The sequence below is a fragment of the Actinomadura sp. 9N215 genome, from assembly GCF_044326345.1.
Taxonomy (GTDB): domain Bacteria; phylum Actinomycetota; class Actinomycetes; order Streptosporangiales; family Streptosporangiaceae; genus Spirillospora.
The window spans coordinates 38,754-57,327 of sequence record NZ_JBIRBA010000013.1 but is presented as its reverse complement, the minus strand read 5'-3'; the positions used below and the strand labels follow the sequence as shown (position 1 = coordinate 57,327).

The window sequence follows — 18,574 nt, the reverse complement described above, 5'->3', positions numbered from 1 at the left end:
ATCGCCGCGTCCGCACCGTCCCCACCCGGGCCGCCGGCCGGCCGTGATGGGCCCGCTCGACCAAATCGAACCCGAAAGGTCAACGATGCATCTGGCCAAGAAGTTCACGCGTTCGCAGGTTTCCCTCGTCACCGGTCTGGGGCTGGGCGTGGCGGCGCTGGTCGCGGTCCCGTCCGGCGCCGCGGCGTCCGTGCCCCGGGATCCGCTCGGGCTGCCGTCCCTTTCCCGCGCCGACCATTACGTTCTCGCGCCTTCCAGCCGGACGGTCCGGCCGGTGAAGGTGGACGAGTCGCACGGGCTGAACGGCGACTACGTGACGGCCGCGTCCGAGGCGTCGGAGAAGGACGGGCACGACCTGGACGCCGGGTCGTCCACGACCGGCAAGGCGGACGGCGTGATGACGCGCCAGACGGGCGACAAGGCGGGGGCGAGCTTCGGCTACCGCATGCGGGTCACGCCCGGCCGTGCCGTCACGCTTCGCGTGGAGGAGGCGGGGAGCGCCACCGCCAATTACGAGGTCCTGGTGAACGGCAACGTCGTCCACGAGCGCAAGCCAGACTCGGCGCAGGCGGGAGTGTGGAGCGGGGACAAGGCGGGTCTCGTCCACTACGACGTCACGGTTCCGCAGCAGCTCGTCGGGGCGTCCAAGGACATCCGGGTCACGTTCCGGAACACCGGCAAGCCCGGGCCTGGAGCCCGCATTCACGCCGTGTGGACGCTCGGCGAAAACGGTCGTCCCCCTGTCGCGCCCTATGGCGGGACGGTCAGAAACCCGTCCGGTGCGTTCCGCCATGGGACGACGACGCTCACGTCCAACGAATACGGCCGTCCCTACGTCGTCTACGACTTCGGGCGGGAGGTCGGTGGGCAGATCCAGGTCACCGCGGACGTCCGCAAGGGCACGCCCAAGCTCGGCCTGGCGTTCAGCGAGAGCGCGCAGTACCTCACCACCGCGTCCGACTACAGCCAGGATCCGGTCGGCCTCGCCACCGAGACCCATTACCTGGAGACGAAGCCGGGCCGGACGGCGATGACCGACCCCGTCATCCGCGGCGGGTTCCGCTACCTGATGGTGTTCCTCGACGGGCCCGGCGAGGCCCGGCTGTCCGACCTGCGGCTGAAGTTCACCGCCGACCCCGCCAACCCGGACCTGGACGGCTACAAGGGCGCGTTCCTGTCCAGCGACGACACCCTCAACCGGCTCTGGTACGCGGGCGCCTACACCGTCCAGCTGTCGACGATCGACCCGGCGACCGGACGTCCCTACCCGGGACGGGAGGGGCCCGTCCGCAACGACGCGATCGTCGGCGAGGGCGACAGCATCATCAGCGACGGCGCCAAGCGCGACCGGATGATCTGGGGCGGCGACAACGCCATCGCCGACCCGGTGTCGTACCTGTCGACCGGCCTGGCGGCGCCGTCCGCGAACGCGGTCGGGTTCATGGCGAAGGGCCAGGCGGGCAACGGCCAGATCCCCGGCATGTACCTGACCGATAAGCACGGTTACCAGATGGCCTGGGGCGAGTACGCGGCCTGGTGGGTCCACAACTACTGGACCCATTACCTCTACACCGGCGACCAGGCGTTCTTCGACAAGTGGTACGACGCGATGAAGAAGAACGTCGCCTGGCTGGAGTCCAACGCCGGGGCCGACGGCCTCCTCACCATGAAGGGCGCGGGCGGCACCTGGGGCTACGGCAACGACGCGGGCGGGACCTACGTCGGCTCGCTGTACGTCAAGGTGCTCGGGCAGGCCGCGCGGGCCGCCGAGACCAAGGGCGAGACCGGACTCGCGAACACCTACCGCGCGCACGCCGCCCGCACCGCCAAGGCGATCAACGACCACCTGTGGGACCCGGCGGCCGGGGCGTACAAGGTCAGCCCGTCCGACGCCCGCCACCCGCAGGACGGCAACGCCATGGCGGTCGTCGCGGGCGTCGCCACCGGCGAGCGCGCCGCGTCCGTGCTGAAGTTCTTCGGCGACAGGCTCGCCAACCCCAACGGCGACCTCACCGTGGACGCGGCGGGCGGCGTGGTCCCGCGGTACATCAGCCCGTTCGTGTCGTCCCACTCGCTGCTCGCGCACTCCGGCGAAGGCGACATGGCCGGGGCGATGTCGCTGCTGCGCCGCACCTGGTACCCGATGCTCGGCGGGCGCCAACCCGGCACGCTGTGGGAGAACGTCAGCCCGTCCGGCGCGCCACAGCTCGGCTCCTACACGAGCCTGTCGCACGGCTGGGCCGCAGCGCCGACGTCGTTCCTCACCAACCAGGTCCTGGGCGTCACGCCGACGTCCGGCGGGTTCGGGACGTTCACCGTCCTCCCGCGCCCGGCGAGCGGCCCGCGCTGGGCGCAGGGCAGGGTGCCGACGCCGCACGGCGCCATCACGGCCGGGTGGCGGCAGTCCGGGACGACGTTCACGCTCCGCGTCGCCGCGCCGCGCGGCACGACGGCGACGGCAGGGGTGCCCGCGTCCGGCGCCGAGGAGGTCCGCGTCGACGGCCGGATCGTCTGGCGGGACGGCACCGCCGTGCGGCCTGGCGTCGTCGTCCGGGACGGCTTCGTGCAGGTCCCCGGCCTGACCGGCACTTCCACCCTGACCGCCTCGCGCTGACGGAAAGAGAGAAGATGGTTCCCCCCACCGCACGCCGTTCCCTCGCCCGCGCCGCCGTCGCCGCCGCACTCACGGTCACCAGCGCGGCCGCGCTCGCCCTCCCCGCGGGCGCGGCCCCGCACGGCCCCCGCGACCCCTGGCAGGACGCCTCGTACACGCCGCGTCCCGGGCAGTGGCGGCCCTACGTGCTGGCGCCGTCGAGCCGCGACGTCAAGCCCGCCAAGATCTTCAAGGCCGACCCGCGCCAGGGGAAGATCGACGGACGGGCTGACGCCGCGCTGAAGAAGGGCGGGCGTTCCGTCCGGCTCACCGGCGCCGCCGACCGGACGGGCTCCCCGCTGCTGATCATCGACTTCGGGAAGGAGGTCGCCGGGCATCTGAACGTCCGCGTGACGGGCGCGCGGTCTGGCCCGGACGGGACCCGGCCGAAGCTGCGCGCCTGCTTCTCCGAGTCGGTGAAGTACATGGCGCTGACCCCGGACGCCAACGACGGCCAGGGCAGGATCGCGCCCGGCTGCGACACCGCCAACATCTGGAACGGCTTCCCCGGACAGCCCTACACGCGGGACACCGACAGCCACGCCCTCTCCCTGGACGGCGTCGCCCTCCCCGGCACCGTTCGCGACGCGAACCTGCGCGGCGGTTTCCGGTACGCGACCCTCTTCCTGGACGGCCCCGGTCACGTCGACGTCGACGCCGTGTCCGTAGACTTCACCGCCGCGCCCGGCCAGCGCGACCTGGACGGCTACCGCGGCCACTTCCTGTCCAGCGACGACCTGCTCAACAAGATCTGGTACGCGGGCGCGTACACCGTCCAGATCAACACGGGCGCGTCCGGCACCGCGAAGAAGTGGCCCTACGAGCCGGGCGAGGGCGACCACGCCGACGACCCGGTGCCGCACGCGGACCCGAACACGTCCGTCATCTACGACGGCGGCAAACGCGACCGGATCGTCTGGCAGGGCGACCTCGCCGTCCAGGCGCCCGTCGCGTACGTCAGCACCTACGACATGGGCTCGGTCCAGAACTCGCTGTCGTCACTGGCCGCCCAGCAGCTCCCGGACGGCTACATGCCCGCCGCCAGCCTCGTCGGCCAGCACAACCAGAACGAGCTGCGCACCTACGGCGAGTACGTCACCTGGTTCGTCTCCAACATGTATGACCACTGGTGGTACACCGGCGACCGCGCCTACCTGGACAGATGGTGGCCGCAGCTCACCAGGGCGACCGCGTGGCTGGAGTCCGTCCGGGCCGAGGACGACAAGGACGGCGAGGACGGCAAGGATGGCGAGGGCCTGATCGCCTTCGAGAAGTCGGGCTCCTGCGGCCATTACGGATACCGGAACTGCGGGCATGAGACGTACGTCAACGCCCTGTACGCCCGCAACCTCGCGCAGATGTCCGCGATGGCGAAGGCGCGCGGCGACGCGTCCGCCGCGACGGTGTACGCGGAGCGCGCCGCCGCCGTGAAGAAGGCCGTCAACGATCAGCTCTGGGACGAGGAGACCGGCGCCTACCGCCTGTCCCGCGAGATCCCCGGCGCCTACCCGCAGGACGGCAACGTCGCGGCCGTCCTCACCGGCATCGCCTCCGGCGACCGTGCCACCCGGTCGCTGGCCTACCTCCGCAGGAACAACTGGACGGAGATCGGCTCGCTCACCGTCTCCCAGTCGACGCCGAACGCGAGCATCCCGCCGTTCTACGCGCCGCTGCCGAGCGGGTTCGAGGCCGACGCCCGCCTGGAGACCGGCGACGCGGCCGGGCTGGAGCTGATCCGCAGGTACTGGGGCCACCAGCTCAGGCAGGACCCGGGCACCGCGTTCTGGGAGCACATGCAGCCCGACGGCACGCCCAACCTCAAGCAGTTCTCCAGCCTCGCGCACGGCTGGGCGGCCCAGCCGACCGTCACGCTGAGCACGCGCGTCCTCGGCGTCCGGCCCACCGCGCCCGGGTTCTCGTCCTGGGCGGTCGTCCCGTTCACCGGGAACCTGACGTGGGCGGAGGGGACCGTCCCGACGCCGCGCGGCGACATCGCGGCGTCCTGGCGGAAGGGCAGGCACGGGTTCCAGCTGACGGTGACCGCGCCGCGCGGCACCCGCGGCCGCCTCGCCGTGCCGGTCACGGCGTCCACCCGCCGCGTCACCCTCGACGGCCGGACGGTCTGGGCGAACGGAAGGCCCACCGCGCCCGGCGTGTCCGGCGACGGCGCCTACGTCTACGTCGACGGGACGCCCGCCGGGCGCCACACCCTCACAGCCCGCTAGCCGCAAGGAGGAGAGGAATGCCAGACAGGACAGCGCAACCACCGCCGGTGAAGGTCGGCCTCGTCGCCGGCGGCCTGGGCGCCTACTGGCCGCAGTTCCCGGATCTGCTGCCGCAGCTGAAGCGGTCGGCCGAGCGCGTCTCCGAGCGGATGCGGGGGCTCGGCGCGGAAGTCGTCGACGCCGGGTTCATCTCCGACGCGCGGGAGGGCGCGGCCGCCGCCGAACGGCTCCGCGCCGCCGGCTGCGACCTCATCGTCGGCTTCCTCACCACCTACATGACCGCGACGATGCTCGTCCCGGTCGCGCAGCGCGCGGACGCGCCGGTCCTGCTGATCAACCTGCAGCCGACCGAGTCGATGGACCACGCGACGTTCGACACCGGGCAGTGGCTCGCCTACTGCGGCGCCTGCCCGCTGCCGGAGATGGCGAACGCGTTCGCGCGCTGCGGCGTCCCGTTCCGGTCCGTGTCCGGACACCTGGAGGACGAGCGGGCCTGGACGAGGATCGGCCGGTGGGTGCGGGCGGCCGGGGTGCGGGCCGCGCTGCGCCGGGGCCGGCACGGGCTGATGGGCCACCTGTACCCGGGCATGCTGGACGTCTCCACCGACCTCACGCTCGTGTCCGCCAACTTCGGCGGGCACGTCGAGGTGCTGGAGTTCGACGACCTGCGCGTCCGGGTGGAGAAGGTCACCGACGCGGAGGCGGCCGCGAAGCGGGCCGAGGCGGAGAAGATCTTCGAGCTGGATCCGTCCGTGAACGGCGACGACCTCGCCTGGGCGGCCCGCGTCTCCGCCGGGCTCGACCGCCTCGTCGACGACTTCGCCCTCGACAGCCTCGCCTACTACCACCGTGGCCTGGACGGCGAGATCCACGAGCGGCTCGGCGCCGGGATGATCCTCGGCGCGTCGCTGCTCACCGCCCGCGGCGTCCCGGCGGCGGGGGAGTACGAGCTGCGCACGTCCCTGGCCATGCTGATCGCCGACCGGCTCGGCGCGGGCGGCTCGTTCACCGAGCTGCAGGCGCTCGACTTCCGGCGCGGGCACGTCGAGATGGGCCACGATGGGCCCGCGCACCTGGCGATCAGCGCCCGGCGGCCGCTGCTGCGCGGCCTCGGCGTCTACCACGGCAAGCGCGGCTACGGCGTGTCCGTCGAGTTCGACGTGCGGCACGGCCCGGTCACGGCGTTCGGGATCATCCAGCGCCGCGACGGGCGGTTCGCGTTCGCCGCGTCCGAGGGCGAGACCGTGGACGGCCCGCTCCTCCAGATCGGCAACACCACGTCCCGCGTCGACTTCGGCTGCGACCCCGGCGAGTGGACGGACGCCTGGAGCGCCACCGGCATCTCCCACCACTGGGCCCTCGGCACCGGCCACCGCGTCGCCGATCTGAAGGCGGTCGCCGACCTCCTGGAGGTCGACCTCGTCGAGGTGAGGCCCTGAACCCCACCCGCTTCGCTTCACCGAAACCCCCGCGAAGGAGACCCGGATGAGTGCATCGTCCAGGAACGCGCTGTCCAGAAGGAAGTTCGTCCAGGCCGGAGGCGTCGCCGCCGCGGCCGTCACGGCCGGTGGCGCGATCGCGTCGCCCGCCGCCGCGGAGCCCGCCGCCAGCCGGGGCGGGGCGCGCACGCTGCGGCCGGTCGGTCTGCGGGCCGATCACCTGCGGTCGCCGCTCGGCATCGACGACACGAAGCCGACCCTCAGCTGGCGCTTCGCCACCGGTCCCGAGAACGCCGCGCAGACGGCCTACCAGGTGCGCGTGGCCAGCTCGGACGCGCGCCTGCACCGTCCCGACCTGTGGGACTCCGGGAAGGTCGCGGGCGGCGCGGTCTCCGCCGTGTACGCCGGACGCGCGCTGAAGTCCCGCGAGCGGGCGTCATGGCAGGTCAGAGTGTGGGACGAGCGGGGCCGCGCGTCCGCGTGGAGCGATCCGTCCCACGTCGAGATGGGCCTCCTCGCCGCCGCCGACTGGACGGCCCAGTGGATCGGCCACCCCGCGTGGTCGGCCGGCCCGGAGCCGAAGCCCGCGACGGTGACGTTCGCCGCCCGTTCGGCCCGGTACGTCCGGCTGAACGTGACCCGGCTCGGCCTCCCGATCAAGGAGGGCTGGCCGTACAAGGTGTCGCGGCTCCAGCTCGCCGAGATCCAGGTGAAGGACGGGACGTCCGGCGCGAACGTGGCGCTGAACACGCCGGTGTCCGCGTCGGAGAGCTACACCGTCGGCGGGCAGTGGGAGCCGAAGGCCGTCACGGACGGCTCGCTCACCAGCGACGCCGCCCCCTTCGGCTACACGAGCATGCAGCGCCAGGACCAGGACCTCGCCGACCCGATCTGGATCCTGATCGACCTGGGCAAGGAACAGAGGTTCGACCGCGTCCTGCTGTACCCGCGTACGGACGTCATGACCGACAACGAGAAAACGGCCAACTTCCCTGAGGATTTCTCCGTCCAGACGTCCACTGACGGCAAGACGTTCGACACGGCCACCACCGTGAAGGGTCAGGAGGCGCCGCCGCCGCTGCACCTCCAGCCCGAGGCGCTCCCCGTCTTCAAGCGCGACTTCAACCTCGGTCGGCGACGCGTCCGCACGGCCCGCCTGTACGCGACAGCGCTCGGCGTCCTGGACATCACCGTGAACGGACGGCCCGTCAGCGACGCCGTCCTGGAACCGCCGTACAGCACGTACAAGAAGCGTCTCGTCTACACCACCTACGACGTGACGAGGCTGCTCCATCGCGGCGGCAACACCGTGCACGTGGAACTCGGCAACGGCATGGCGCACGTGCCGCCGACCCCGGGCCGCTACGAGAAGCTCACCCGCTCGGACGGCAAGCCCACCCTCCTGGCCCAGCTCGAAATCACCTACACGGACGGTTCCCGCGAGGTCGTCGCGTCCGACGCGTCCTGGCGGACGGCCCTCGGCGCGACGACGTTCAGTAACTGGTTCGGCGGCGAGGACCACGACGCCCGCCGTGTCGACAGGGACTGGTCGGACGCCGTGAAGGTCGCCTCGCCGACCGCCGCCCTCGCCGCCCGGATGTCGCCGCCGATCGAGCCCGCCGGCACCTTCCGCACCAAGAAGATCACCAAGCCGAAGGACGGCGTCTACGTCGTCGACCTCGGGACGAACTTCGCGGGCTGGCCGAAGCTACGCGTCAGCGGACCGGCCGGGACGAAGGTCACGATGCGCCCCGGCGAGCTGCTCAACGAGGACGGCACGGTCAGCCAGCACACCACCGGCTCGCCGATCTGGGACGCCTACACCCTGTCCGGCAAGGGCACCGAGACGTGGCATCCCCGGTTCTGCTACCACGGGTTCCGCTATGTGCAGCTCGAAGGGCTGCCGTCCGCGCCGGACGACGGTACGGTCACCGGCATCGTGCTGCGCGCCGCCAACGAGGAGGCGGGCTCGTTCACCTGCTCGCACGGCCTCCTCAACGACGTCCACAAGATCATCGACCGGGCGGTGCAGAGCAACATGTACTCCGTCCTGACCGACTGCCCGCACCGGGAGAAGCTCGGCTGGCTGGAGCAGGCCAACCTGGTCTTCCCGGCCGTCGCGCGCAACTACGACGTGACCGCCTACTACGGCGAGATCGTCCGCGCCATCGCGGAGGCCCAGACCGGGGACGGTCTCGTCCCCGACATCGCGCCCGAGTTCACCGTGTTCGGCGGCGGGTTCAGGGACGACCCCAACTGGGGCAACGTCATCGTGTTCGCGCCCTGGCAGATGTACCGCGCCTACGGCGACGCCGCCACGCTGCGCACGTACTACCCGAACATGGTCCGCTACGTGGACTACCTGACCCGGAAGGCGGACGGCCACCTCCTCGACTACGGCCTCGGCGACTGGATCGCGTTCGACACCAGCACCCCGACGGGCGTCACCGCGACGTTCGGCTACCACCGCGCCGTGTCCGCCCTCGCCCGCATCGCCAAGGTCATCGGTGAGCACGGCGACGCCGCGAAGTACGAGGCCCACGCCGGCGACATCGGATCGGGGTTCAACGCGAAGTACGCCACCGGAGACACCTACGGGTCCGGCAGCCAGGCCTGCGACGCCTTCGCGCTCGACATGGGCGTCGTCCCGGCCGGGAAGCGGGACGCGGTGCTCGCCCACCTCGTGGACGCCATCAAGGCCAAGGGCTACCACCTCACCGTCGGCGAGATCGCGCTGCCGTCGGTGTTCCACGTCCTGTCCGCCGCCGGGCGCGACGACGTCATCCACGCCTTCGCCACCCAGACCGGCAACCCCAGCTACGGGTACCAGGTCGTCCACGGCGCGACGTCGCTGACCGAGAACTGGGACGGGCCCACGTCCGGCAACTCGCAGAACCACTTCATGCTCGGCGCGATCGACGAATGGTTCCACGCCGGTCTCGCTGGCCTCGGCCAGGCCGACGACTCCGTCGCCTACGAGACGCTCCTCGTCCGGCCCGCCGTCGTCGGCGACGTCACCCACGCCGCCGCGACCTACGAGACGCCGCGCGGCCACGCGGCGACGTCCTGGCGGCGCACCGGCCGGCGCCTCCGGCTGGACGTGACCGTCCCGCCCGGCACCAGGGCCCGCGTCGAGATCCCGCTCCTCGGCGGCGCCGCCAGGCCGAAGGCCCCGGCGGACGCCAGATGGATCGGCATGCGCGACGGCCGCGCCGTCTTCGAGATCGGCTCCGGCGAATGGAGGTTCGAGACCGCGGGCTGAGCTTCGCGCGGCCCGCCGCTCAGGCCAGGTAGGACAGTTCGATGTGGGCGGAGACGATCCAGTTGGGGACGTCCACGACCTCGGAGATCTTCAGGTCGGCGGCGATGCTGGCGAGGAGGTAGGCGTCGACGGGGGCCAGGCCGGTGCGGGCCGCGATCTCGTCGATGAGGGTGCGGGCGGCGTCCTTGGCCGCCTGCATGAGGTCGGGGCCGACGCCGGTGGTGGCGAGCGCCGCGCCGGTCCGGTGGGTGCGGGGGTGCGTCTCGATCATCGGGGTGGGCGGGGCGGCGCCCTTGCGGACGTCCACGCGGAGTCGGGCCACGCCGTCGGTCTCGATGCCCGTGCCGCACACCTCGCCGTCGCCCATCGCGGCGTGCGCGTCGCCGAGGGACAGCAGGGCGCCGTCCACGCCGACGGGCAGGACGAGCCGCGCGCCCGGCCCGACGTGCCGGACGTCCATGTTCCCGCCCCAGCGGCGCGGCGGGACGATCGAGTGCGCGCCGGGCTCGGGCGGCGCCACCCCGATCGTGCCGATCATCGGGACGACCGGGACGCGGAGCCCGGGCAGCGGCTCGGCGAACCCGCCGGAGATCTTGGAGACGCGCAGGTGCGGGTCCGGGAAGTCGCCGGCGAGCAAGCCGAAGCCGGGGATGTTGGCCGTCCAGCCCCAGGCGCCGGTCTCCAGGTCGAGGACGTCGATCACCAGGGCGTCGCCGGGTTCGGCGCCGTCGACGCGGAACGGGCCGGTGACCGGGTTGACGCGGCCGAAGTCGAGCGCGGCGACCTCGGCCGTGCCGGAGTCCGCGCCGAGCTGCCCGCCGCTCGCCTCGGCGGTCTCGACGGTGAGCTCGTCGCCCGGCGCGACGGTCGCGACGGGCGCGATCGCGTTGTCCCAGGCATGGTGCACGCTCGTGCGGCGGATGTGCATCGCTCCTCCAACGGAGTCTCGGCGTTCCACGGGCCCGACCCTATGGGGAGCGCGCTACAGTCGTGAGCGTTGACAGTCAAGCTTAGTGACTAATGGAGGCGGTCATGGAGGCGGCGTCCACGGGCGCGGGGCGCGCGGACCCCGACCTGGGCATGCTGGCCGGACAGCTGATGCGGGCACTCCAGGAGGAGCTGTTCCAGCGCCTGGCCGAGCAGGGGCATCCGGACGTCCGGCCGCGGCACGGCACCGTCCTCGCGTTCCTCGACCGGGACGGGCTGCGCGCGACCGAGCTCGCCGCCCGGTCCGGCCAGCACAAGCAGATCGTCGGGACGATCGTCGACGAGCTCGCCGCCCTCGGCTACGTCCGGCGCGAGCCCGACCCCGCCGACCGCCGCGCCAAGCGCGTCGTCCCGACCGAGCACGGCCTCGACGAGATCGCCAAGGCCCGCGCCATCCTCGCCGCCATCGAGCGGCGCCACCGGCGGGAGCTGGGGGACGAGCGCTTCACCGCGTTCAAGGACGCGTTCCAGAAGATCGCCCGCCGTCAGCGCGCATGGAACAGCTCGTGACCCGGCACGGAGGCCGCGTGAGTCACGGAAAGTCACAGAGCATAACGTTCTGTGCATGGGGGATGATCAAAGGAGCTGGACGGGGCCCGGCGGCCTGCGGGTGACCGCGGTACGGCTCAGCGGGGCGCACCGGGTGTGGGCGGAGTTCGCCGGGGTGCGGGGCGAGAGCGCGCTGCTGGCGACGAAGGACGGCGCGTTCGTCGGCCGCGGGTACTACCCGTCCGTGGCGGAGCTGTCCGAGGTGGTCGACCTGGCCCAGCTGCGCATGCGGTGACCGGGCCAGGGTCTGGGCGGAGCGCGGTTGCGCGGACGGCCCCGGCCCCTGTAGTCCGTTACACCGTGGGCACACGGGACTGGGATGTCGTCGTCGTCGGATCGGTCAACGCAGACCTGGTGGTCGGCGTCGACCGGCGGCCCGCGCCGGGGGAGACCGTCCTCGGCTCCGACCTGGCCACGCACCCGGGCGGCAAGGGCGCCAACCAGGCGGTCGCGGCGGCCCGGCTCGGCGCCCGGGCCGGGCTGGTCGGACGGGTCGGCGACGACGGCCACGGCGAGCTGCTGCGCCGCGCCCTCGCGGCGGACGGCGTGGACCTCGCCCACCTGGTCACGACGCCGGGCGCGCCGACCGGCGTCGCGCTGATCACGGTCGGGCCTGACGGCGACAACAGCATCATCGTCTCGCCCGGCGCCAACGCCCGGCTCGGCCCGGACGACGTCGCCGCGGCCCGCGCGATGATCGCGGGCGCGTCCGTCGTGTCGTTCCAGCTGGAGGTGCCGCTGCCCGCCGTGGAGGCCGCCGCCCGCGTCGCCGCCGGGGCGGGTGGGCGGATCGTCCTCAACCTCTCGCCGCCCGCTCCCGTCCCGGACGAGCTGCTCGCCCGCTGCGACCCCCTCGTCGTCAACGAGCACGAGGCCGCCTACCTGCTGGGCGAGGGCGCCCCCCGGGATCCGCGCGCGATGGCGGCGGAGCTCGCCGGGTCAGGGCCCCGGTCGGTCGTCGTGACGCTCGGCGCGGACGGCGCCGTGGTCGCGGACGGCACGGCCCCCGGCGCCGCCGCGCCGATCCGGATCGCGTCCCCGGAGGCGGAGGCGGTCGACACGACCGGCGCGGGCGACGCGTTCACCGCCGCCCTGTGCCTGCGGCTCGCGCGCGGCGACGCGCTGCCGGACGCGGCCCGCTACGCCGCACGGGCCGGGGCCGCCGCCGTCCGCCGGGCGGGCGCGCAGAGCTCCTTCCCCACCCCAGACGACCTCCCCCCGCCCCCCGCAGGTCTGTGACCGGCGGGCCCGTGACGGAGCGGGGTTAGGGGCCGGTGCGGGCGCGGAGCCGGTACAGCTCGTCGGCGACGTCGTGGACGTCCGCGCCCAGGTCGAACGCGCTGAGCAGGTGCAGGTCGTCTACGGTCTCGATCTCCAGCATGCGGGTGTGCAGGAGCAGCCGGCGCCGCTCGTCCACCCGGATGGCGGTCACCTCGTCCCACCGGACGCGGCGGCGCCTCGCGTAGCCGGTCACGACCGTGACGCCGTCGCCGTCGGCGGCGAGCCGCACGGGGGCGACCAGGTCGCGCAGCGCGAGCGCGTTCAGGCCGATGGCCGCCGCGACCGCCAGGAACAGGAACTGGCGGTCCTGGCTGTAGAGGACGACGAGCGCCGTGACGGCCGCCGCCCCCGCGCACTTCACCGCCACCTGCCCGTGCGGCACGCGCCAGCGCCGTTCCGATCCGGTCGTCATGCCCGGCACCCCCTCATGCCCGACACCGTAGCCGTCGCCGGCCACCGGCCCCGCCGCCGATGGGGCCGGACGGTCATATTTCTGTGTCCTCGCCGTCACACTGTGTAGGTAATGCGCCGGTCATGGCCTGTTGCGGGGTGGTCTGCCCTGGTCTTTAGCAGGCCGTCCGCTAGCGTCATAAGCATGCGACTCGGCGTGCTGGACGTGGGATCGAACACCGTGCACCTGCTGGTGGTGGACGCCCACGAGGGAGCCCGGCCCCTGCCCGCGTTCTCGCACAAGGCGGACATGCGCCTCGCCGACCATCTGGACGAACGCGACCGCCTCTCCGACGAGGGCGAGACCCAGCTGCGGGACTTCGTCGACGACGCGCTGCAGATCGCGGAGGACAAGGGCGTCGAGGACCTGGTCGCGTTCGCGACGTCCGCCGTCCGCGACGCCGCCAACGGCGAGAAGGTCCTGGAGCGCATCCGCGCCGACAAGCGGATCGACATCAGGGCGCTGTCCGGCGAGGAGGAGGCGCGGCTGACGTTCCTCGCGGTCCGGCGCTGGTTCGGCTGGTCGTCGGGACGGCTGCTCGTGGTCGACATCGGCGGCGGGTCGCTGGAGATCGCGTCCGGCATCGACGAGGAGCCGGACGTGGCGTTCTCGCTGCCGCTCGGCGCGGGCCGGCTGACCCGGGACCGGTTCACCGCCGACCCGCCGCCCCCGGACGAGGCCCGCAGAATGCGGCGGCACGTCCGGGCGGAGATCGCGCGCCGGGTCGGGGACGTCACCCGGTACGGCCCGCCGGACCACGCGGTCGCGACGTCCAAGACGTTCAAGCAGCTCGCGCGCATCGCGGGCGCCGCGCCGTCGGCGGATGGACCGTACCAGCGGCGGTCGCTCGCGGGCGACGACCTGACCGACTGGGCGGAGAAGCTGGCGTCGATGTCGGCGGCCGAGCGGGCCGAGCTGCCCGGCGTGTCCGAGCGGCGCGCCCCGCAGCTGCTCGCCGGCGCGATCGTCGCGGACGCCGCGATGGACCTGTTCGAGCTCACCAAGCTGGAGATCTGCCCCTGGGCGCTGCGCGAGGGCGTGATCCTCCGCCGCCTCGACATGATCACCGGACCCGAGCACCGCGACCTCAGAACGGGCCCCCGACCACCGGACCCGAGCCCCGGACCTGAGGACCGGACCTGAGGACCGGACCTGAGGACCGGACCTGAGGACCGGACCTGAGGACCGGACCTGAGGACCGGACCTGAGGACCGGACCTGAGGACCGGACCTGAGGACCGGACCTGAGGACCGGGGCTGACCGGGTTCGAGGGACGGGCCTGAGCGCCGAGGCCGACCGGGGCCTGAGTGCGGGGGGCGGCCGGGGCGTGAGGGCGGGGATGAGGGCTGGGGTCGACCGGGAGCCTGAGCAGCGGGAACAGTGCCCGGACTGCGTGCCGGGGTCTGCGCAAGCGGCTGACCGGAACCGGCCTCCGGGCCCCTTAAGACGCGATATGTCTTGCCGAGCGGGAATCGGCGGCGGAAGATCGGTGGCCTGAAAAACTGGGGGTTCCGATGACGCGTGCGTACAAGTTCGCCTCCCTGCCCTGCGGACGGCGCGGCAAGTGGGTCGTGCTGGGGGTCTGGATCGTTCTGCTCGCCGTGGCGATGCCGCTCGCGGGCAAGCTGACCGGCGCGCAGTCGAACGAGGCGTCGGCGTGGCTGCCCGAGGACGCCGAGTCGACGCGGATCGTCGAGCTGTCCGAGCGGTTCGTGCCCGCCGACACGTTCCCCGCCGTGGTCGTCTACCACCGGGACGGCGCCGCGATCACCGCCGCCGACCGGGCGAAGGCCGCGGCGGACGTGCCGCGCCTCCAGGCCGTCACCGGCGACCCCAAGGGCTCGGCTCCGCCGCGGCGGCTCGCCGTCAGCGTCCAGGGCCCGGTCCCGTCGAAGGACGGGAAGGCGCTGGAGACCCTCGTCAACGTCCAGGTCGGCAACGACGGGTGGGATCTGCTCGGCCCGGCCGTCGACGACTACCGCGACATCGTCCAGAAGGGCGCCCCGGGCCTTGAGGCGCACGTCACCGGACCGGCCGGGTACGCGGGCGACTTCAGCAACGTGTTCGCCGGGTTCGACAAGTCGCTGCTGTTCATCACCGCCGCCATCGTCATCGGGATCCTGCTGCTCACCTACCGCAGCCCGATCCTGTGGCTCGCGCCGCTGGTCTGCGTGGGGTTCGCGCTGATCGCGGCGCAGGCGGCCATCTACCTGCTGGCCGAGTACGCCGGGCTCACGGTGAACGGGCAGGCGGCGTTCATCCTGACCGTGCTCGTGTTCGGCGCGGGCACCGACTATGCGCTGCTGCTCATCGCCCGCTACCGGGAGGAACTGCGGCGGCACAAGGACCGGCACGAGGCGATGGCGATCGCGCTGCACCGCGCCGGGCCCGCGATCGTCGCGAGCGGATCGACGGTCGCGCTGAGCATGCTGTGCCTGCTCGTCGCCACCCTCAACTCCACCAAGAGCATGGGCCCGGTGATGGCGATCGGCGTCGCCGTCGCGCTCGCCGCGATGGTGACGCTGCTGCCCGCGCTGCTGGTGATCTGCGGGCGGTGGATGTTCTGGCCGCGGCGCCCCAGGTTCGGCACGGACGAGCCCGCCGAACGCGGGATGTGGGCGCGGGTCGGCGCCGCCGTCGCCGTCAGGCCGCGGGTGACGTGGCTGGTCACGGCCGTCGTGCTCGGCGCGCTCGCGGCCGGGCTGTTCGGGCTGCGGACGGGTTCGCTGCCGGCCAGCGAGTCGTTCAGCACCGGCAAGCCCGACTCGGTCACGGGCGAGGAGGTCCTCGGACGGCACTTCCCGGCGGGCAGCGGCTCGCCCATCCAGATCGTCGCCAAGGACGGGACGCAGGACGCCGTCCGCGCCGCCCTCGCCAAGGTCCCCGACATCGCGGACGTCAAGCTCGCCGGCGACAACCCGGGGCAGCCGTCCGGCGGCCTCGTCTACCTGGAGGGCACGCTCGCCGCGGGGCCCGACACCGAACGCGGGTTTACCGCCGTCAAGAACGCGCGGGACGCCGTGCACGCCGTGCCGGGCGCGAACGCCGAGGTCGGCGGCTCGTCGGCGGTGACGCTCGACATCAACGACGCGTCCCGCCGCGACCAGAAGTTCGTGATCCCGATCGTCCTCGTCGTCGTGTTCGGCATCCTCGCGATGCTGCTGCGCGCCCTCGTCGCGCCGCTGATCCTCGTCGCGACGGTCGTGCTGTCGTACGGGGCGGCGCTCGGCGTCAGCGCGCTCATGTTCAACCACGTGTTCGGATTCCACTCGGCGGACCCGTCGTTCCCGCTGTGGTCGTTCGTGTTCCTCGTCGCGCTCGGCACCGACTACAACATTTTCCTGATGACCCGCGTCCACGAGGAGGCGAAACGGGCCGGGACGCGGCGCGGCGCGCTGATCGGGCTCGCCGCGACCGGCGGCGTCATCACCTCGGCGGGCGCGGTGCTCGCCGGGACGTTCGCGGCGCTCGGGTCGCTGCCGCTGGTGTTCGTCGCCGAGCTCGGCTTCGCGGTCGCGTTCGGGGTGCTGCTCGACACGTTCATCGTCCGGTCGGTGCTGGTCACGGCCCTGAACCTGGACGTCGGACGGCACATGTGGTGGCCGAGCGCCCTGGCCCGCTTCCAGCCCCCGGCCGTCGGCGCCCCGGGGGCGCCGGAGACCCCGGGGGAGCCCGCCGCCGCGTCCCGCGGCGACTAGCACGCGGCCGCCGGCCCGCCGACTACCCCCAGTAGGGGTGGCCGAAGGTGCGGTTCGCCGGGGTGAGGACGCGGTCGCCGGTGCCGTCCGCGCGCACGGCGTGGATCACCGGGCTGGCGACCGCGCCGCGCACGTAGCAGAGCCAGCTGCCGTCGCGGGACCACGCCGGGTCCATGTCGTCCTCGGCGCCGGTGGTCAGCTGGCGCGGTCCTGAGCCGTCCGCGTTCATGATCCAGATGTTGCTGTGCTCGTCGGGGCCGCGGGTGAAGGCGATCCGGCGCCCGTCGGGGGACCACTCCGGGTCGACGGACCGGACGCCGTCCTTGGTCAGCCGCGTCCACGGGGAGCCGGGACGGCCCGGGTCGAGCGTGTAGATCTGGTCGTCGCCGGTCTGCCTGCTCCAGAAGACGATCCGGTTCGTCGACGACCACATCGGGTCGTCCTTGAACGAGGGGTCGGTGGTGAGCTGGGTGGCCCGGCCGCCGTCCAGGGGGATCGTGAAGATCTGCCGGAAGCCGTCCTTCTCGGCGACGTAGGCCAGGCGGGCGCCGTCCGGCGACCACGTGACCCGGCTGCCGCGGACGATGTCGGTGACCTTCCGCGCGCCGCCGCCGTCGGCGTTCACCACCCACGCCTCGGCCGCCTTGTCGAGCTGCCTGGTGAACGCGATGCGCTTCTGGTCCGGCGACCGCTCGGGGAGGATGTCGCACTGCGGCCCGCCGACGAGCGTCGTCGCGGTCCGGTCGCCGGGCTTGTAGAGGCCGAGGTCGCCGTGGCACTCCTTCGGCCAGCCGGACGCCGTGTCGATCCGGACGAGCATCGGCCCGGACGGGAGCGCCGTCGCGGGCGCGCCGCCCCCGCTCGGCCGGTCGTCGTCCGGCCGGGCGAGGTAGTAGAGGCCCGCGGCGACGGCGGCGGCGACGAGGGCGGCCGCGACGGCGGACACGATGAACGTGGTGCGCCGGGAGTACCCGTACTCGACCCGCTCGGTGGACGGTGTGGTCAGCGGGGTCGGCCCGGGAGCGGGCACGGGCGACGGCGACGGGCCGGGCGGCGGGACCGGGGTGGTGACGGGGGCCGGGGCGGTGACGTCCCGGGACGTGGCGTTCGGGTCGCCGCCGGCCGGGAAGACGGGCGGCGGCGCCGACCACGTCTGGCCCAGCTCGGACGTCACGTCCGCCTCGCCCGCGCCGCCGACCAGGGCGAGCAGCAGGTCGCGGGCGCTGGGCCGCTGCTCGGGGTCCTTGCGCAGCGCCGACCGGACGAGCCCGGACAGCGACCCCGGCAGGTCGCCGATCTCCGGTTCGGCGTGCACGGCGCGGGCCGCCAGGATCTGGAACGAGCCCTGCCCGAACGGGTTGCGCCCGCTCGCCGCGTACGCGACGAGGCAGCCCCACGCGAACACGTCCACCGCCGGGGTGATGTTCTGCGTGGTGATCTGCTCGGGCGCGATCCAGCCGGGGGTGCCGACGACCTGGCCGGTGCGGGTGTGCGACGACGCCATGTCCAGCGCCCGCGCGATCCCGAAGTCGATCACGCGGGGGCCGGAGATGGACAGCAGCACGTTGCTCGGCTTGAGATCGCGGTGCACCAGCCCCGCGCTGTGGATCGCGACGAGCGCGGCGGCCACGCCGACCGCGACGCCGTGCAGCATGCCGGGCGACAGCGCGCCCTTCTCCGCGACGTGGTCGAGCAGGGACGGGCCGTCGATGTACTCGGTGACCATGTAGGCGAGGCCGAGGTCATCGCCGTGCTCCAGGACCTGCGCGGTGCAGAACGACGCGACGCGCTGCGCGTTGGCGGCCTCGTCGTGGAAGCGGGCGAGGAACGTCCGGTCGCCCGCCAGCGCGGGCCGCACGACCTTGACCGCCACGGGCCGCCCGCCCGGGTCGCGGCCGAGGTACACCGCGCCCATCCCGCCCTCGCCGATCTTGGCTTCGATGCGGTACGAGCCGATCCGCGTGGGATCGTCTGGGCGCAGCTCACGCAGGGAGGTCGCGTCCATGGAGATCACCTTCCGCCCCCATGA

The 18,574-nt window shown here is 73.2% G+C and carries 12 protein-coding genes; 9 read left to right on the top strand and 3 right to left on the bottom strand.

Features of this window, described 5'->3' with window-relative positions; genetic code table 11:
* Positions 1–85: 85 nt before the first annotated feature.
* The 4 genes from ACH34T_RS22055 to ACH34T_RS22040 are packed head-to-tail and all read left to right on the top strand — an operon-like array spanning position 86 to position 9,579.
* Positions 86–2,614, top strand: coding sequence for an alpha-L-rhamnosidase C-terminal domain-containing protein (locus tag ACH34T_RS22055; protein WP_395994084.1), 2,529 nt, complete (start codon positions 86–88; stop codon positions 2,612–2,614).
* A 14-nt stretch (positions 2,615–2,628) separates the two neighbouring features.
* A complete protein-coding gene (locus ACH34T_RS22050; RefSeq protein ID WP_395994083.1) occupies positions 2,629–4,878 on the top strand; it encodes an alpha-L-rhamnosidase C-terminal domain-containing protein in 2,250 nt (749 codons plus the stop codon).
* A gap of 17 nt (positions 4,879–4,895) precedes the next feature.
* Complete coding sequence (locus ACH34T_RS22045) at positions 4,896–6,317, top strand: arabinose isomerase (RefSeq protein WP_395994082.1); 1,422 nt, start codon at positions 4,896–4,898, stop codon at positions 6,315–6,317.
* Positions 6,318–6,363: 46 nt separating this feature from the next.
* On the top strand, positions 6,364–9,579 hold the full coding sequence (locus ACH34T_RS22040) for a family 78 glycoside hydrolase catalytic domain (protein ID WP_395994081.1): 3,216 nt from the start codon (positions 6,364–6,366) through the stop codon (positions 9,577–9,579).
* Positions 9,580–9,598: 19 nt separating this feature from the next.
* Here ACH34T_RS22040 and ACH34T_RS22035 read toward each other — a convergent pair whose 3' ends face one another.
* The gene (locus ACH34T_RS22035) at positions 9,599–10,507 is read right to left on the bottom strand and encodes an acetamidase/formamidase family protein (protein ID WP_395994080.1); all 909 of its coding nucleotides are present in this window, start codon (positions 10,505–10,507) and stop codon (positions 9,599–9,601) included.
* Positions 10,508–10,611: 104 nt separating this feature from the next.
* Here ACH34T_RS22035 and ACH34T_RS22030 point away from each other — a divergent pair, with 104 nt between their 5' ends.
* The 3 genes from ACH34T_RS22030 (at position 10,612) to ACH34T_RS22020 (ending at position 12,354) form a co-directional block, all read left to right on the top strand.
* On the top strand, positions 10,612–11,076 hold the full coding sequence (locus tag ACH34T_RS22030) for a MarR family winged helix-turn-helix transcriptional regulator (RefSeq protein ID WP_395994079.1): 465 nt from the start codon (positions 10,612–10,614) through the stop codon (positions 11,074–11,076).
* A 55-nt stretch (positions 11,077–11,131) separates the two neighbouring features.
* Positions 11,132–11,350: a hypothetical protein gene (locus ACH34T_RS22025; protein ID WP_395994078.1), complete on the top strand. Its 219-nt coding sequence runs from the start codon at positions 11,132–11,134 to the stop codon at positions 11,348–11,350.
* A gap of 65 nt (positions 11,351–11,415) precedes the next feature.
* Entirely contained in the window at positions 11,416–12,354 is a 939-nt protein-coding gene (locus ACH34T_RS22020) for a ribokinase (protein WP_395994077.1), read from the top strand.
* Between the two features lie 25 nt (positions 12,355–12,379).
* Here the strand turns inward: ACH34T_RS22020 and ACH34T_RS22015 are convergent, their stop codons facing one another.
* The gene (locus ACH34T_RS22015) at positions 12,380–12,808 is read right to left on the bottom strand and encodes a PH domain-containing protein (protein ID WP_395994076.1); all 429 of its coding nucleotides are present in this window, start codon (positions 12,806–12,808) and stop codon (positions 12,380–12,382) included.
* A 183-nt stretch (positions 12,809–12,991) separates the two neighbouring features.
* Between ACH34T_RS22015 and ACH34T_RS22010 the strand changes: the two genes are divergently transcribed.
* Together ACH34T_RS22010 and ACH34T_RS22005 are read left to right on the top strand one after the other, a co-directional pair.
* Positions 12,992–13,990: a Ppx/GppA family phosphatase gene (locus ACH34T_RS22010; protein ID WP_395994075.1), complete on the top strand. Its 999-nt coding sequence runs from the start codon at positions 12,992–12,994 to the stop codon at positions 13,988–13,990.
* Positions 13,991–14,361: 371 nt separating this feature from the next.
* Entirely contained in the window at positions 14,362–16,545 is a 2,184-nt protein-coding gene (locus ACH34T_RS22005) for an MMPL family transporter (protein WP_395994074.1), read from the top strand.
* Between the two features lie 22 nt (positions 16,546–16,567).
* On the opposite strand, the gene ACH34T_RS22000 is transcribed toward ACH34T_RS22005, so the two are convergent.
* On the bottom strand, positions 16,568–18,550 hold the full coding sequence (locus ACH34T_RS22000; RefSeq protein WP_395994073.1) for a protein kinase: 1,983 nt from the start codon (positions 18,548–18,550) through the stop codon (positions 16,568–16,570).
* Between the last annotated feature and the right edge of the window lie 24 nt (positions 18,551–18,574).

Coding starts and splice junctions, on each gene's coding strand:
- ACH34T_RS22055 (WP_395994084.1), top strand. CDS start 86: ATGCATCTGGCCAAGAAGTTCACGCGTTCGCAGGTTTCCCTCGTCACC.
- ACH34T_RS22050 (WP_395994083.1), top strand. CDS start 2,629: ATGGTTCCCCCCACCGCACGCCGTTCCCTCGCCCGCGCCGCCGTCGCC.
- ACH34T_RS22045 (WP_395994082.1), top strand. CDS start 4,896: ATGCCAGACAGGACAGCGCAACCACCGCCGGTGAAGGTCGGCCTCGTC.
- ACH34T_RS22040 (WP_395994081.1), top strand. CDS start 6,364: ATGAGTGCATCGTCCAGGAACGCGCTGTCCAGAAGGAAGTTCGTCCAG.
- ACH34T_RS22035 (WP_395994080.1), bottom strand. CDS start 10,507: ATGCACATCCGCCGCACGAGCGTGCACCATGCCTGGGACAACGCGATC.
- ACH34T_RS22030 (WP_395994079.1), top strand. CDS start 10,612: ATGGAGGCGGCGTCCACGGGCGCGGGGCGCGCGGACCCCGACCTGGGC.
- ACH34T_RS22025 (WP_395994078.1), top strand. CDS start 11,132: ATGGGGGATGATCAAAGGAGCTGGACGGGGCCCGGCGGCCTGCGGGTG.
- ACH34T_RS22015 (WP_395994076.1), bottom strand. CDS start 12,808: ATGACGACCGGATCGGAACGGCGCTGGCGCGTGCCGCACGGGCAGGTG.
- ACH34T_RS22010 (WP_395994075.1), top strand. CDS start 12,992: ATGCGACTCGGCGTGCTGGACGTGGGATCGAACACCGTGCACCTGCTG.
- ACH34T_RS22005 (WP_395994074.1), top strand. CDS start 14,362: ATGACGCGTGCGTACAAGTTCGCCTCCCTGCCCTGCGGACGGCGCGGC.
- ACH34T_RS22000 (WP_395994073.1), bottom strand. CDS start 18,550: ATGGACGCGACCTCCCTGCGTGAGCTGCGCCCAGACGATCCCACGCGG.